Below are 14,187 nucleotides of genomic sequence, written 5' to 3' on the forward strand. Positions count from 1 at the left end.
CAGCAGCGGCACGCAGCAGCGCCGAGCACCAGCATCGAGCACCGGCCGCCCTGCCATACTGACGGTCCCGACAGCCGAGGAGCGACCGACGTGACGAGCCCGAAGAGCCCTGCCACGCTCCTCGACGTGGCCGAGCGTGCCGGGGTGAGCCTGAAGACCGCCTCGCGCGCCGTCAACGGGGAGCCGCACGTCGCCGAGGCCACGCGCCAGCGCGTCGCTCAGGCCGCCCTCGACCTCGGATTCCAACTCAACAGCATGGCGTCGCTCCTGAAGCGCGGCATCCGCTCCAGCTTCATCGGCCTCGTGACCGGCGACCTGGCCAACCCGTTCTACTCGTCACTCGCGAAGGGGGTCGAGCGGGAGCTCCGTTCCGAGGGCCTGCAGCTCGTCGTGTCGTCCACCGACGAGAACGGCGAGCGCGAGCGCCTGCTGGTCGACGAGATGGTGGCCCGGCAGGTCCGCGCGCTGATCGTCGTGACGACGCAGGAGTCGAACGAGTCCCTCGCGAGGGCGCAGGATCGCGGGATCCCCGTGGTCTTCGTCGACCGCCCGGCCGCGGGCCTCACGGCCGACAGCGTCGTCCTCGACAACCGCGCGGGCGCCCGTCTGGCGACCGAGCACCTCCTCGCGGCCGGCCACCGCCGCATCGGCTTCATCGGCGACTTCTCGCGCCTGCCCACGCACCTGCAGCGCCTCGACGGCTACCTCGACGCGCTGGCGGGAGCCGCCGAGCAAGCAGACACGGCCCGGGGAGCGGGAGCGCAGGATCCGCGGGAACTCGTCCGCGAAGACCTCCACGACGCCGCCGGAGCCCGCGGAGCCGCCCTCGAGCTCCTCGCCCTCCCCGATCCGCCGACCGCCCTGTTCACCAGCAACAACCGCGTCACCATCGGAGCGTTGACCGCCTTCCGCGAGCTCCCGTCGGCTCCCGCCCTCGTCGGGTTCGACGACTTCGACCTGGCGGACGTCCTCGGCGTGACCGTCGTCTCGCACGACCCCGTCGAGATGGGCGCGCGTGCGGCACGGCTGGCACTCGAGACACTCGAGAACCGGCAGCCGAGCGGCGAGGGCGTGATCCTGCCGGTGCGTCTCGTCGAGCGCGGGTCGGGCGAGGCCGCACCCGGGGTCGACTGGCGGCAGGGTCCGCGGGCGACAGCGACCGCATCATGAGCAGTGTCAGGCGCATAGGGCACTTGTGCCCACGGGCCTTCTGGGCGGCATCGGGCCGCTAGTAGGGTCGGGGCCATGGATCACCGGCAGACCGAACCAATCGTCCGCATCCAGGACTTCCGCATGGACTTCGGGCGGACGACCGTCATCCACGACCTCTCGTTCGAGATCCGCGCGGGCGAGACCTTCGGGTTCCTCGGCTCGAACGGATCGGGCAAGACCACCACGATCCGGGCGCTCCTCGGCATCTACGAGCCGACCGCGGGCATCCTGCACATCGACGGTCGGCCGTTCAGCCCGGAGCGCGGCAGCCGCCTCGGCTACCTGCCCGAGGAGCGCGGCCTCTACAAGAAGGAGTCCGTCATCGACGTGATGACCTACTTCGGCCGCCTCAAGGGGCTCGGAAAGCAGGATGCTCGGGCCTGGTCGCTCGCCTACCTCGAGCGCGTCTCCCTCGCCGAGAAGGCCGCCGTGCGACTCGACAAGCTCTCCGGCGGGCAGCAGCAGAAGGTGCAGCTCGGCGTCACGATCATGAACCAGCCCGAGCTCCTCATCCTCGACGAGCCCACCAAGGGCTTCGACCCCGTCAACCGCCGCCTGCTGATGGACATCATCGAGGAGCAGAAGCGGGCCGGCGCGACCGTGCTGATGGTCACGCACCAGATGGAGGAGGTCGAGCGGCTCTGCGACCGCGTGATCCTGCTCAAGAACGGGCGGTCGGAGGCGTACGGGACGATTCCCGAGGTCCAGGACCAGTTCGGCGGGACCACGATCCGCCTGCGGTACTCGGGTGAGGTACCCGACTCGCCGCACTACCGGGTGACAACGCGCGAGCGGAACTACGCCGAGCTGGACGTCGTCGAGGCGGTCGACGAGGCCGTGATCCTGCGCGATCTCGTCGAGAGCGGGGTGCAGGTGCGCGGGTTCGAGACGAGCAAGCTGAGCCTCGACGAGATCTTCCTGCGGGTGTACGGCGACGAGAACGCGGCGATCGAAGGGGAGGCCGCCTGATGGCCCGGTACAACCTCGGCACCGTCATCTCGTTCGAGGTGACCCGCACCCTGACCAAGCGGCGGTTCTGGATCGCGACCCTGATCGTGCCGGTCATCATCGGGATCGTCGTCGCGTTGATCGTGGTCGCGAACTCGTCGACCGACTCGACCGTGCAGTCGCAGAAGGACCAGAAGTTCACCTTCTCGTACACCGACGCGTCGGGAGTCATCGACCCCGCCATCGTGAAGGCCGCCGGAGGGACGAAGGCGAGCTCGGGGTCTGCCGCGATCGCCGCAGTGAAGCGCGGGAGCCTCGACGCCTACTTCGCCTACCCCGCGAACCCGGCCAAGGAGCAGACCAGGGTCTACGGCGTCGACACCGGGATCTTCGACAACGGCAAGTACTCGTCGGTCGCGACACAGCTCCTGACCTCGAGCGCCGAGGCCAAGGTGGGCGACGCGCGGCTGTCGACGCTCGTGCGCGGCGACGTGCCCGTCACGGCCGTGGCCTACGACGGCTCGGGGAACGTCGCGGGCGGGATCGGGAGCGTGATCCCGCCGCTGCTGTTCCTGGCGATCTTCTACGTCGTGATCCTGCTGCTCGGCAATCAGATGCTGACCTCGACACTGGAGGAGAAGGAGAACCGGGTCACCGAGATGATCCTGACGACGCTGAACCCGACGACGCTGATCGTCGGGAAGGTGGTGTCGCTGTTCATCGTGGGGATCGTGCAGATGCTCGTGTTCGCGCTGCCGGTGGTGGTCGGCTACCTCTTCTTCAGGACGTCGCTGAACCTGCCGGAGCTCGACCTCGCGAACCTGCACGTCGACCCGTGGCAGATGATCGTCGGAGCGCTGCTGCTGATCGGCGGCTTCACCCTGTTCACCGGCACGCTCGTCGCCGTCGGAGCGATCATGCCGACCGCGAAAGAGGCCGGGCAGATCTTCGGCGTCATGATGGCGCTGATCTTCGTGCCGTTCTACGCGGTGACGCTGATCGTGTCCGACCCGCACTCGCTCATCGTGCAGGTGTTCACGTGGTTCCCGTACTCGGCGCCCGTGACCGCGCTGCTGCGGAACGGGTTCTCGTCGCTGTCGCCGGGCGAGGCGATCGGCGTGATCGTGGAGCAGTTCGTGCTCGGATTCGTGGTGCTGCGGGTGGCGGTGCGGCTGTTCCGGTTCGGGTCGATCGAGTACTCGAAGAAGGTGTCGCTGAGCGCCGCGCTGCCGTCGCGGCGGCGCGAGGCGTCGCGGGCGGCGTAGGTCTGCGGGGCTGCGCTCCGTCGCGCGTCGGCAATTCAGGATGGAGGCCGTGGCGCGGGGCGCGCAGCGCCTCGCGCCGCCGCCCGCGGTGCTTGCATCCTGAATTACCGACGCAGCAGCGCGCGGCCGAGGTAGCGGCGGGCAGCGCGCCGGGCACAGCCCAAGCGTCGGCAACTCAGGATGCAGGCCGCGGCGCGGGGCGCGAAGCGCCTCCGCGCCGCGGCCCGGCGTGCTTGCATCCTGAATTGCCGACGCAGCAGCGCGCCAGCGCCGCCTACGGCAGGTAGTACGTCGGGTTCGGCAGCTTCACGGCCCGGCCGGCGTGGCCGCCGATCAGGTCGCTGAACTGGTCGCCGTAGTTCGCCACGATGTCGTAGTGACCGCCGGCGGCGGACTCGACGTGCGCCCGGGTCTGCGACTTGTACTCGATCGTGGTGCACTTCGCCGTGGCGCAGGTCACGTACGACGGCTTCTGCGAGGCGCCGACGCCGGTCCACTTCGTGTAGTAGTTCGCCGGTGTGAACCCGGTGTAGCCGACCTTGGCGAGGTTGCCGAGCGTCGCGGCCTTCTGGTCGTCGTTCCGCCCGGTGAGCCCGATGAGCGTGCAGCCGGCCTTCTGCGCGACGGCGGCCAGGGTGGTCATCGAGGGCGTGGCGGGGAACCGCTCGTCCTGGACCCAGACGTCCTGCTCGGCGGGGTCGAACGTGAAGTGCATGTCGGCCACCTCCATGTCGTAGGTCCAGAGGGTGGTGTCGTCGGCGTCGATCACGATGGCGGGGTTCTGGTGCCGCTTCGAGGCGACGTAGCACTCGCCGGCCACGCGGTAGGCCTCCTTCGAGACGATCGACTTCATCTCGGAGATGTACGGCGAGGAGGTCTTCGACGCGATGCCGGTGCCGGGGTCGCCGTAGTAGGTGGCGATCGTCTTCTTGACGCTGTCGATGTTGGGGATGCCCTCACCCGACTGGGTCGCGCCCGAGGATCCGTCCGCCTTCATGATGAAGTGCGTGCGCGGCGCGAGGCGCGGCTCGGAGACGCCGGGGAGGTCGGCCGACGGCAGGTAGTACGTCGGGTTAGGCAGCTTCAGGATGCGGTCGGCGTAGCCGCCCTGCAGGTCGGACCACTGGTCGCCCACGTTCAGCGTGATGTCGTACCCGAGGCTCTCGATGTGCTTGCGGGTGAGCGCCTTGTACTCGACGGTCGTGCAGGATGCGGCGGCGCACGTCACGTAGGACGGCTGCTGCGAGGCTCCCTTGCCGGTCCACTTCGTGTAGAAGCGGTCGGCCGTGAAGGCGTCGCCGTAGCCGACCTTCCGGAGGTTGCCGAGGGTGGCGGCCTTCTGGTCGTCGTTGCGCCCGGTGAGTCCGAAGATCGTGAATCCCATGGCCTTAGCCTGGGCGACCAGCGACACGATGGCGGGTGTGGCCGGGAAGCGCTGGTCTTGCACCCAGACGTCCTGCTCGGCCGGATCGAAGGTGAAGTGCATGTCGGCCACCTCCATGTCGTACGTCATGAGGGTGGTGTCGTCGGCGTCGAACACGATGGCCGGCTTCTTGTGCTGGTTGATCGCGGTGCGGTAGATCGAGGTCAGCGACCGCGACTGCTGCGCGACGATGCGCGTCATCTCGCTGATGTACGGCGACGACGTCTTCGACGCGATGCCGGTCCCGGGGTCGCCGTAGTAGGTGGCGATCGTCTTCTTGACGCTGTCGATGTTGGGGATGCCCTCGCCGCCCTGGGTGGCACCGCTCGAGCCGTCGGGGGCCATCGTGAACTGCGTCCGGGGCTGGAGCAGCTGCCCGTTGCTGCCGCGCCCGGGGTTGACCGGGCTGGCCGCCTGCGCGGAGGACGCACCGAACAGGGTCGCCCCCAGGGTCAGTGCCAGGGCTGCGGCGATCGTCGTCGTCGACTTTCGGATTCTCATGGTTCACCCGTCTGTGGAGAGGTCGTCTACCCCCTTCTGAGGGGTCTCCCAGCAGAGTACCCAGTGAGTTCCGTGCCGGGCGCGAGCCTCTCCAAAGGTTTACGTGGTCGTCACACGCGCCGGTAGGTCGTCTCGATCACGTAGTCCTTCGCCGGGCCCGCCGCCTCCCAGCGCATCGTCCACCCCGAGGGCGCAGGATCGAGCCGCCCCCGGTACACGTCCGGCGCGCAGTCGTGCACGAGCGGCGCCCCGACGGCCCAGGGGTGGAAGCCGCGGCCGTCCGCGAAGTCGACCGTCCACGACCGGGCGTCATCGAGCCTCAGGACGCGGTGGGCCTCGACCGGCACCTCGCCGTCGGGCAGCCGGAGCACGCCCTGCTCCGACCAGGCGATGGCCGCCTCGCCCGTGCGGCTGAACACGGCCGACCCCGTCGCGGTGAGGCGTGATCCTGCGCGGCGGTCGTCGACGATCCGCTCGAACGCCCAGCGCCCGACGAGGTCGGGAGGCAGGAACAGGGCGTCGGGCACGCCCCCATCCTGCCCTCCCGAACCGAGCGGCCCCTACAGCGGCTTCTCCTCCATGCCCCACGGCGACCCGTATCCGGCGGGCGCGTCGGCGGCGAGGAGCTCGAGGAACGGCTTCGCGTCGAACGCCTCCGGGCCGAGCACGCCGGTGCCCGTCCAGGTGCCGTTCGCCAGGAGCTCCAGCGCGATGACCGGGTTGATGGCGGTCTGCCAGACGACGGCCTGGGAGGAGTACTCGGCCATCGTCTGCTCGTTGTCGGCGACGTGGTAGAGGTACGTCGAGCGAGGCTGGCCGTCTTTGCCGGTGCCGCGCACCCAGACGCCGGCGCAGGTCTTGCCGCTCATCCGGTCGCCGAGCGTCGCAGGATCGGGGAGCGCCGCGGCCACGACGTCGCGCGGCGACACCTTCACGCCCTTGACGTCCAGAGGCTTCGTGGAGTCGAGCCCGAGCATGTGCAGCGTCTTCAGCACCTCGATGAACTCGTTGCCGAGGCCGTACTTGAAGGTGACGCGCTTGGCCTTGGTCCAGCGCGGCATGAGGAGCACCTCCTCGTGCTCGACGTTGACGCACTCGACCGGGCCGATGCCCTCGGGGAAGTCGAACACCTCGGGCTCGGAGAACGGCGGCGTCGTGTACCAGCCCTTGCCCTCCTCGAAGATCACCGGCGGATTGAGGCACTCCTCGATGGTGGTCCAGATGGAGAACGACGGGGCGAAGTCGTAGCCCTCGACGACGAGGTTCGCGCCGTCGCGGACGCCGAGCTCGTCGATCTCGCTGAACAGCTCGTCCTCGGCGTAGCGGGCGAAGACGTCGGACAGGCCCGGCTCGACGCCGATGCCGACGACCGCGAGCCGGCCTCTCGCCTCCCACTCGGAGGCGGCGGCGAACTGCTCGTCGCCGAGTTTGACTCCGGGCAGCTCGTGCGGCGACGTCGGGTGCGGGTGGCTGAGACTCATCGCCATGTCGAGGTAGGTGGCGCCCGCCTCGAAGCACCCTTCGAAGATCGGCATGACGAAGCGCGGGTCGACGGCGTTGAGCACGTGGGTGACCCCGTGCTCCGAGATGAGCGCCGCGACGGACGAGGAGTCGGAGGCGTCGACCCGGGCGGCGACGAGCCGCGGGTCGCCCACCTCGGCGACGAGGGCCGTGGGGCGCGCGGGGTCGTAGTCGGCGACGACGAGGGTGTCGAAGAAGTCGCGGCGGACGGCGATGCGCACGGCTGCGGAGCCGACGCCGCCGGCGCCGATGATGAGGATCTTCATGAGGAGCGGCTACTTGCTTTCGTCGAGGTCGGACGGGGAGGCGGGTGTGGACGTCTCGCGGGTGTCGGCGGCGGGGCCGGTGTGGCGGTCGCCGCGCACTCGCCGACCCGTCTCCGCGTTGATCGCGACGGCGCCGGTGGGGAGGTTCGAGAGGTCGGGCGAGACCATGGTCGGGAAGTTGCCCGAGTCGGGCAGACCGAAGTTCGCCATGACTCCGTCGCCGGGGGCGAGGACGTAGTCGTCCTGGCGCTTCGTGAGGGTCTTGCCGAGGAAGAAGTCGGGCTTGATGACGCGCCAGACGACCATCAGCACGGCCCCGAGCAGGAGGCCTCCGACGCCGACGACGGCTTCGGCGCCGATCCCGAAGATCGTCACGTTCTTGTCGTTCGCGTCGGTCAGCCAGTCGGGCGCGGCAAAGGCGTAGACGCCGTAGACGAAGACCGACAGCAGCATGATGCCGCCCACCAGCGGGAAGACGCCGCGCATGATGATGCTGCGCGCCGACTGGAACAGCGTCTTGCGGTAGTACCAGACGCAGGCGAAGCCGGTCATGCCGTAGTAGAACGCGATCATGAGGCCGATGGAGCCGATGAGGGCGTTCAGCAGGTCGACGCTGATGAGCGTGAAGACGAGGTAGAACGCGCACGAGATGATGCCCATGCCCACGGTCGACCAGGTCGGGGTGAGGTACTTCGGGTGGATGCGGGCGAACTGCTCGGGCAGCGCCTTGTACACGGCCATCGACAGCGAGGTGCGGGCGGTCGGCAGGATCGTGGTCTGCGTCGACGCCGAGGCCGACGTCAGGATCGAGAAGCCGAGCAGGGCCATCAGGATCGAGCCGACGACTCCCCCGCCGAACAGCGTCGGGCCGACCGCCGAGAAGACGTCGTCGGCGTTGTTCAGGTTCGAGAGGCCGATGCCCTTCTCTCCGACGCCCGCGAAGGCGATCGTGGCGACGGCGACCAGCACGTAGGTGACCAGCAGCAGCACGGTCGACAGGATCGCGGCGCGGCCCGGCGTCTTCTCCGGGTCCTTCGTCTCCTCGTTGATGGAGACGGCGGTGTCCCAGCCCCAGTAGATGAAGATGGCGGTCAGCATGGCCGGGGCGATGGTCTGGAAGCCGAGCGGGAACGGGTTCAGCCACGACAGCGACGGCAGGATCGAGTACGACTCGGCGTTGCCCGAGTACACGCGCACGAGCGCGAAGACGGCGAAGAAGATCAGGATGACGACCTCGAACGCCAGCAGGAAGTACTGCATCCGCGCCGAGATCTCGATGCCGCGGTAGCAGATGTACGTCATGATGACGATCCACGCGAGGCCCGCAGCGGTGGTCCACACGGGGTTCGACGACAGGGCCGCGACCTGCGGGAGCCCGAACGACCCGATGAAGGTGAACGAGTACGATCCTGCGATCGAGGCCAGGTTCGCCATGACGATCACGTCGGCGGCGATGATGCCCCAGCCGCCCATCCAGCCGGTCTTCGGGCCGAAGGCGCGGGCCGCCCAGGTGAAGGTGGTGCCGCAGTCGGCCTCCGCCTTGTTGAGCTCCTGGTACGCGACGGCGATCAGGTACATGGGGATGAACGCCAGCAGGATGATGCCCGGAGCCCTGACCCCCGCGATCGTCGCGCCGCCCACCACGATGAACCCGAGGCTCGCCGCCAGGCTGTAGGCGGGAGCCGTGGAGGCGACACCGACCACGACGCTCGAGATCAGTCCGAGCGACCCTCCCTTCAGACCCTTGGTGTCGACGGGCTGCGTGCTGGTCGACGGTTGGGTTGCAGTCATTCGGGCCTCCATCAGGGGGTGCAGGATCGCGGGTTGCCCAAGAGAACCGGAACCCGCCGCCACCCGTCAATGCCGTCTCGTCCTGTGCGGCGCGGAGGCGTGCCGTTCTGTCAGGGCCGGCTCCCGACCACAGAGGTCGCTCCCGACCACCTCCGGAGGCGGTCGGGAGCGACTCCCGCGGTCGTGTCCGCTACCGGACGGTGGCGGCCAGCGTCGCGGCCGAGCTGCCGGAGCCGTCGTCCGCCGTGACCGTGACCCGGTACGTGCCGCGCGCGGAATACGCGTGGCCCGCCGAGAACGCGCCGGAGGAGGAGACGGTCGCGGTGGTGGTCGCCGAGCCGTCGCCCCAGTTCACGGTGGCGGTGTAGCCGTCGGTGCCCGGGCGACCCCCGGCGACGGTGCCGACCGACCCGAGGAACGCGGCCCGGGGGCGGAGCGTCAGGTCGGCGGCGGGAGTCACGGCGAGCGCCGGGACGGACACGCGGGTGCCGTCCGTGGCCACGGCGAACACGTGGATCCTGCCGGTCGAGGTGATCGACCCGGTCTGCACCGGCAGCGTGAGCGACACCGGCTTCTTGCCCGTCGGCAGCGTGACCGGTGCCGTCGAGTAGATCGCCGCCACCGTGCTGTCGCCGAGCGAGCCGCCGTCGTAGCGGCCGCTCGACCTCGCGACCACGATGTTGCCGAAGGACGGGTTCGCCGCGGCTCCGGTCCAGTCGCCGAACTGGATCGGCAGCGCGCTCGTCGAGCCGTCGGAGTAGGTGAGCGTGCCCACCGTGTCCTGCGGCTTCTCGTTCGCCGTGCCGACGACCGACAGCTGCGTGACGTCGTCGCCGAGGTCGAGCGGGATGACCTGCCCCGCTCCGGTGGCGTTGTCGGGCTTCCCCGCGGCGACGGTCGGCAGGTCGAACGACAGCGCCGTGCCCGGCACCTTCATCGTCGTCCCGGCGACGAACCCGTCGGCGGCCAGCGACGACGCGGAGAAGGCGTTGCCCTCGCCGTCGCAGCTCCCGCCGTGGCCGTCCGTGGCCAGGCAGACGCTGTCGTAGGCGCTGGTGAGCGAGGGCGCCGTCCGCGAGACGGCGTAGGTCGCCGTGGTGGACGCCATCCTGCGCCCGTCCGAGACGGTGACGACGACCGTGAAGCTGCCGGCCGCCGCGAACGTGTGCTTCGCGGAGATGTCGTAGCTGCCGAGCGCGTTCCGGGTCAGCGTCGCCGCCTGGGGGCCCCGGCCGTCCTGGAAGTCGACCGTCGCCGTCGAGGTGGACGCCGTCTTGCCGGACACCGTCGCGACCGGGGCGGTGACCTCGGTGCCGACGGAGCCCTTCAGCGACGAGCGGGGCGTGAGCGTGAAGCCGGTCTGCTTCGCCGTCGGGTCGCTCAGGAGCTCGACCTCCGACAGCGTCGGGAGCCCGCCGTCGGTCGTCCTGGTGAGCGAGAGCCGGTAGTGCGTGTACGCCGAGGGGTGCGCGATCTCGAACGGACGCGTCTGCGTCCGCCAGGGCCAGGTCTGCCCGGTGCGGCTGTCGACCGTGACCCAGCGGGTGCCGTCCGACGACCCCTGGAGCTTCCAGGCGGAGGGCGAGGAGCCCTTCGCACCGTTCGTCAGGGTGTACGACGTGACGGTGGCCGGTCCGGCCTCCGACTGCACGGTGATCGCAGGATCAGCACTGGCGAACGTGACCGCGGTGGTCGAGTCGTCGTCGGTGAGGGCCGCGATGTCGGTGTCGTCGCTCGACGAGGCCGTCGCGTTCCCCGCCTTCGTCACGTCGACGAGCGGCACCGGAGTCGTGACCGGCTTCGGCGCGACGGCGCCCCAGCTGGTCGGCTTCGACGTCATGTCGAAGGTCAGCGTGCCGCCCGCCCGGACCGCCTGCGCGTCGAGCGTGGTCGTCGTGAGCTTCTTGCCGTTCAGCCGAGCACCCGCCACGTAGATGTTCTTCGCGCTGTTCTCGGGCGCGTCGATCGTCAGACGGTGACCGCCGATCGGCGAGACGACGGCGTGGGTGAACAGCGGTGAGCCGATCGTGTAGGTGTCGGACGCCATGGCGAGCGGGTAGAAGCCGAGCGAGGAGAAGAGGAACCAGGACGACATCTCGCCGTTGTCCTCGTCGCCCGGGTAGCCCTGGCCGATGTCGCTGCCGACGAACAGGCGGCGCGTGATCTCGCGGACGGCCGCCTGCGTCTTCGACGGGGCGCCGGCCGCTGCGTAGAGGTACGGGATGTGGTGCGAGGGCTGGTTGCTCATGCCGAGCTGGCCCATCCGCACGTCGCGCGCCTCGAGCATCTCGTGGATCGTCCCGCCGTAGCCGCCGGGCTTGTCGGCGTCTTCCGGCGTCGCGAAGAACTGGTCGAGCTTCTTCACGAGGCCGTCCGAGCCGCCGTAGAGCGAGGCCAGCCCGGCCACGTCGAACGGGGCGTGGAAGGCGAAGTTCCAGCCGTCGGTCTCGGTGTACGCGCCGCCCCACGACTCGGGGTCGTAGTCGGCCTTCGACTGCTGGAACGCGCCGTCCTGGTCCTTCGCCTGGAAGAAGCCGATGGACGGGTCGAACAGCTCGACGTACTGCTTCGCCTGGGCGAGGAAGTAGGTCGACTCCTCGCGCAGCTGGGGCTTGCGCGCAGACGGGACCGCGGGATCCTGCGCCAGCTTCGCTGCCATCCGGCCGATGCCGTAGTCGTTGACGTAGCCCTCGAGAGCCCAGGAGACGCTCTCGCCGGTGGTGTCGGCGGTGTAGCCGAGGAAGATGCTGGTGTTCAGCCCCTTCCGGCCGACGCCCGAGCTGGACGGCAGCACGGTCGCGTTCTTCAGGGCGGCGTCGTAGGCCGAGAGGGCGTCCTTCGTGTCGACCCCCTTGATGTAGGCGTCGGCGAAGGCGACGTCGGAGGAGGTGCCGGTCATCAGGTCGGCGTAGCCGGGGCTCGACCACCTGGCGATCCAGCCGGCGTCCTTGTACTGCTGGACGAAGCCGTCCATCAGCTGGCCCGCGAGCTTCGGGTAGAGCATCGAGTAGGCGGGCCACGCGGTGCGGTAGGTGTCCCAGAACCCGTTGTTGACGTAGACCTTCCCGGGCTTCACCTGCGCGTTCGTGGTCGTCGCCGTGGCGGCGCCGACCTGCGGTGCGACGGGGCTGGCGTACTGGTAGACGGGCTTCGAGGTGGTGCCGGTGTTCTCGAACTGCGAGTTCGGGTACATGTTCAGGCGGTAGAGGCTGCCGTAGGTCGTGGCGAGCTGGTCGGCGGTCGCGCCCTTCAGCCGGATCACGGCGAGGCGCGCGTTCCAGGCTGCCGCGGCGGCCTTCCGGACCGCGGAGAACGACCTGCCGGTGACCTCCTGGCCGAGGTTCCTCGTCGCCTGGTCGGCGGAGATGAAGCTGGTCGCGAGGCGGAGCTCGACCGTCCTGTCGGACGACGTGTCGAAGGTCGCGTAGCGGGCCGCGGTGCGGTCGCCGGCGGCAGCACCGGTGCTGACGGGCTTCGCGTCGAATCGTCCGGACACGAACATCCGGCTGGCGCCGGTCGAGAGACCCGAGCCGCCGTCGACCCAGCCCGAGACCGTGCCGTCGGCGGCGACGGTGAGGCCGGACGTGCCGGCCACCTGGTCGACGAGGACGCTGCCCTCGTCTCCCCTGAAGGTGAACCGCATCACGGCGGCGTGGTCGGTCGGCGCGACCTCCGCCTTCATGCCGTCGGTGAAGCGCACCGAGTAGAGGTCGGGCCGGGCCGTCTCGTCGTCGTGGCTGAACTCGAGGGCGCGCTTCGACAGGGTCGCGTCGGGTGCGGCGCCGTCAGCGCCGGGCGAGGCGGGCAGGATCGCGAGCTGGTTGCGGTCGCCCATCCACGGGCTCGGCTCGTGCGAGACTCCGATGCCCTGCAGAGTCGGCAGGTTGGAAGCGTCGTTGGTCGTGGAGTAGTTGTAGAGCCACGACTGGGACGACGCGTCGGTCATCGGCGTCCAGAAGTTGAAGCCGTTCGGCATCGCGGCGGCGGGGATGTTGTTGCCGCGCGAGAAGCTGCCGGACGAGTTGGTGCCGCGGCGGGTGTCGACATGGTCGACCAGGCCTTCCTTGGTCGCCGCGACCGGAGCGTCCGCCACCGCGATGTCGTCGAGGTAGCCCTGGAAGCTCGTCGCCGCCTTGCCGCCCGGGTTGTCGTAGGTGAACAGCACCTTGGTGACGATCTTGCCACGGAGGGCGCCGAGGTCGATCCGCACCGAGTTCCACTGGTCGGCGTAGAGGATCTTCGAGGCCCCCTGCGCCTTCGCGGCGATGGCGTCGCCGTGCCCGTCGACGAGGGCGTAGCCGCTCGCGCTGGCGAGGCTGCCGTCGCTGAGCTGCAGGTCGACGGCCGCGTAGGTGGCCGGGTACTGCAGGTCTCCGCCGAGCTCGGGGAAGATCTTGTAGCTCAGCTGCGTCCGCTTGCCCACCTTCAGGCTCAGGTCGTCGTAGAGCACGTTGGTCGCGCTGGCTGCGCCGTCGGCTGTGTGCTGACCCGCGTAGCGGAGCGACTTCAGACCGGTGAAGCCCTGGCCCTTCTTCATGTTCGGGCCGGCTGCCGGGCCGCCGGCGACGACGGTCGCCATCGGGCTCGCCGGGGGTGCAGCGGTCGTGCCGTCCGAGAGGTTCCAGTCGGCGAGCTGCGTGATGCCGTCTCCGGCGTTCTTCGTGATGTCGAGCCGGTACTCCGAGTACGCGGCCGGCTTCTGCACCGTGTACGCGTCGGTCGCGCCTCGGCCGGCGAACGTCTGGGCCGTCTGCGTGTCGAGGGTCGTCCAGGTGGCGCCGCCGTCGCTCGATCCTGCGACGGTGAAGTTCGCAGGATCGCGTCCGGGCGAGTCGTTGCCCGACACGAGCGAGTACTTCGCGAGGGTCTGCGCGCTGTCGAGCGTGTAGGTGATGGTGGCCGTCGACGAGAAGGCCAGCCACTTCGAAGCCGGGTTGTTGTCGGCCAGGTTCGCGGCGACCTCGCCGGGGGCGTTCTCGGCGGACGCGTCGACCGCGGTGACGTGCCCGAGGAGGCTGCCCACGGGGAACGCGGCCCGGCCGACGACGTTGACCGGGTCGCTCAGCGGGGTGCTGGTGAGGGGCTGGGCGTCTCTCGCCTCGAACGAGGTGTGGAAGTCGGCCGTCCCTCCGGATCTCGAGGCCGCCGGTGGCGCGCTCGCGGCCGTCGCCGACAGGGCGCCTCCCGTGGTCATGAGGGCTGCTGCGGTCACGAAGACCGCTCCTCGGCGCAGGATGCCCCACACCCTCGTCGCCCCGTC

At 69.7% G+C, this 14,187-nt stretch carries 8 protein-coding genes; 3 read left to right on the forward strand and 5 right to left on the reverse strand.

Features of this window, described 5'->3' with window-relative positions:
* Window positions 1-90 precede the first annotated feature (90 nt).
* The 3 genes from ABD733_RS15215 (at window position 91) to ABD733_RS15225 (ending at window position 3,425) form a co-directional block, all read left to right on the forward strand.
* Window positions 91-1,170: a LacI family DNA-binding transcriptional regulator gene (locus ABD733_RS15215; RefSeq protein ID WP_344797735.1), complete on the forward strand. Its 1,080-nt coding sequence runs from the start codon at window positions 91-93 to the stop codon at window positions 1,168-1,170.
* 75 nt (window positions 1,171-1,245) lie between these two features.
* Window positions 1,246-2,181 (forward strand): ABC transporter ATP-binding protein, encoded by a 936-nt coding sequence (locus ABD733_RS15220; protein WP_344797736.1) that lies wholly within the window; start codon window positions 1,246-1,248, stop codon window positions 2,179-2,181.
* Complete coding sequence (locus tag ABD733_RS15225) at window positions 2,181-3,425, forward strand: ABC transporter permease (protein WP_344797737.1); 1,245 nt, start codon at window positions 2,181-2,183, stop codon at window positions 3,423-3,425. Before ABD733_RS15220 ends, ABD733_RS15225 begins: the two co-directional genes overlap by 1 nt.
* Before the next feature lie 274 nt (window positions 3,426-3,699).
* On the opposite strand, the gene ABD733_RS15230 is transcribed toward ABD733_RS15225, so the two are convergent.
* The 5 genes from ABD733_RS15230 to ABD733_RS15250 all read right to left on the reverse strand — a co-directional run bounded on the left by ABD733_RS15230 (window position 3,700) and on the right by ABD733_RS15250 (window position 14,139).
* The gene (locus ABD733_RS15230) at window positions 3,700-5,349 is read right to left on the reverse strand and encodes an HAD family acid phosphatase (protein ID WP_344797738.1); all 1,650 of its coding nucleotides are present in this window, start codon (window positions 5,347-5,349) and stop codon (window positions 3,700-3,702) included.
* Between the two features lie 110 nt (window positions 5,350-5,459).
* Window positions 5,460-5,876: a DUF6314 family protein gene (locus ABD733_RS15235; RefSeq protein WP_344797739.1), complete on the reverse strand. Its 417-nt coding sequence runs from the start codon at window positions 5,874-5,876 to the stop codon at window positions 5,460-5,462.
* Window positions 5,877-5,909: 33 nt separating this feature from the next.
* Window positions 5,910-7,136 (reverse strand): saccharopine dehydrogenase family protein, encoded by a 1,227-nt coding sequence (locus ABD733_RS15240; RefSeq protein ID WP_344797740.1) that lies wholly within the window; start codon window positions 7,134-7,136, stop codon window positions 5,910-5,912.
* A 9-nt stretch (window positions 7,137-7,145) separates the two neighbouring features.
* Complete coding sequence (locus ABD733_RS15245) at window positions 7,146-8,927, reverse strand: APC family permease (protein ID WP_344797741.1); 1,782 nt, start codon at window positions 8,925-8,927, stop codon at window positions 7,146-7,148.
* 190 nt (window positions 8,928-9,117) lie between these two features.
* A complete protein-coding gene (locus ABD733_RS15250; protein WP_344797742.1) occupies window positions 9,118-14,139 on the reverse strand; it encodes a GH92 family glycosyl hydrolase in 5,022 nt (1,673 codons plus the stop codon).
* Window positions 14,140-14,187: the final 48 nt, after the last annotated feature.

Origin of the sequence: Frondihabitans peucedani, from assembly GCF_039537585.1 — a bacterium.
Taxonomy (GTDB): domain Bacteria; phylum Actinomycetota; class Actinomycetes; order Actinomycetales; family Microbacteriaceae; genus Frondihabitans; species Frondihabitans peucedani.

Bases quoted from the DNA above. Each gene is read 5' to 3' on its own strand.
- ABD733_RS15225 (WP_344797737.1), top strand. From the start codon at position 2,181: ATGGCCCGGTACAACCTCGGCACCGTCATCTCGTTCGAGGTGACCCGC.
- ABD733_RS15245 (WP_344797741.1), bottom strand. From the start codon at position 8,927: ATGACTGCAACCCAACCGTCGACCAGCACGCAGCCCGTCGACACCAAG.
- ABD733_RS15240 (WP_344797740.1), bottom strand. From the start codon at position 7,136: ATGAAGATCCTCATCATCGGCGCCGGCGGCGTCGGCTCCGCAGCCGTG.
- ABD733_RS15220 (WP_344797736.1), top strand. From the start codon at position 1,246: ATGGATCACCGGCAGACCGAACCAATCGTCCGCATCCAGGACTTCCGC.
- ABD733_RS15230 (WP_344797738.1), bottom strand. From the start codon at position 5,349: ATGAGAATCCGAAAGTCGACGACGACGATCGCCGCAGCCCTGGCACTG.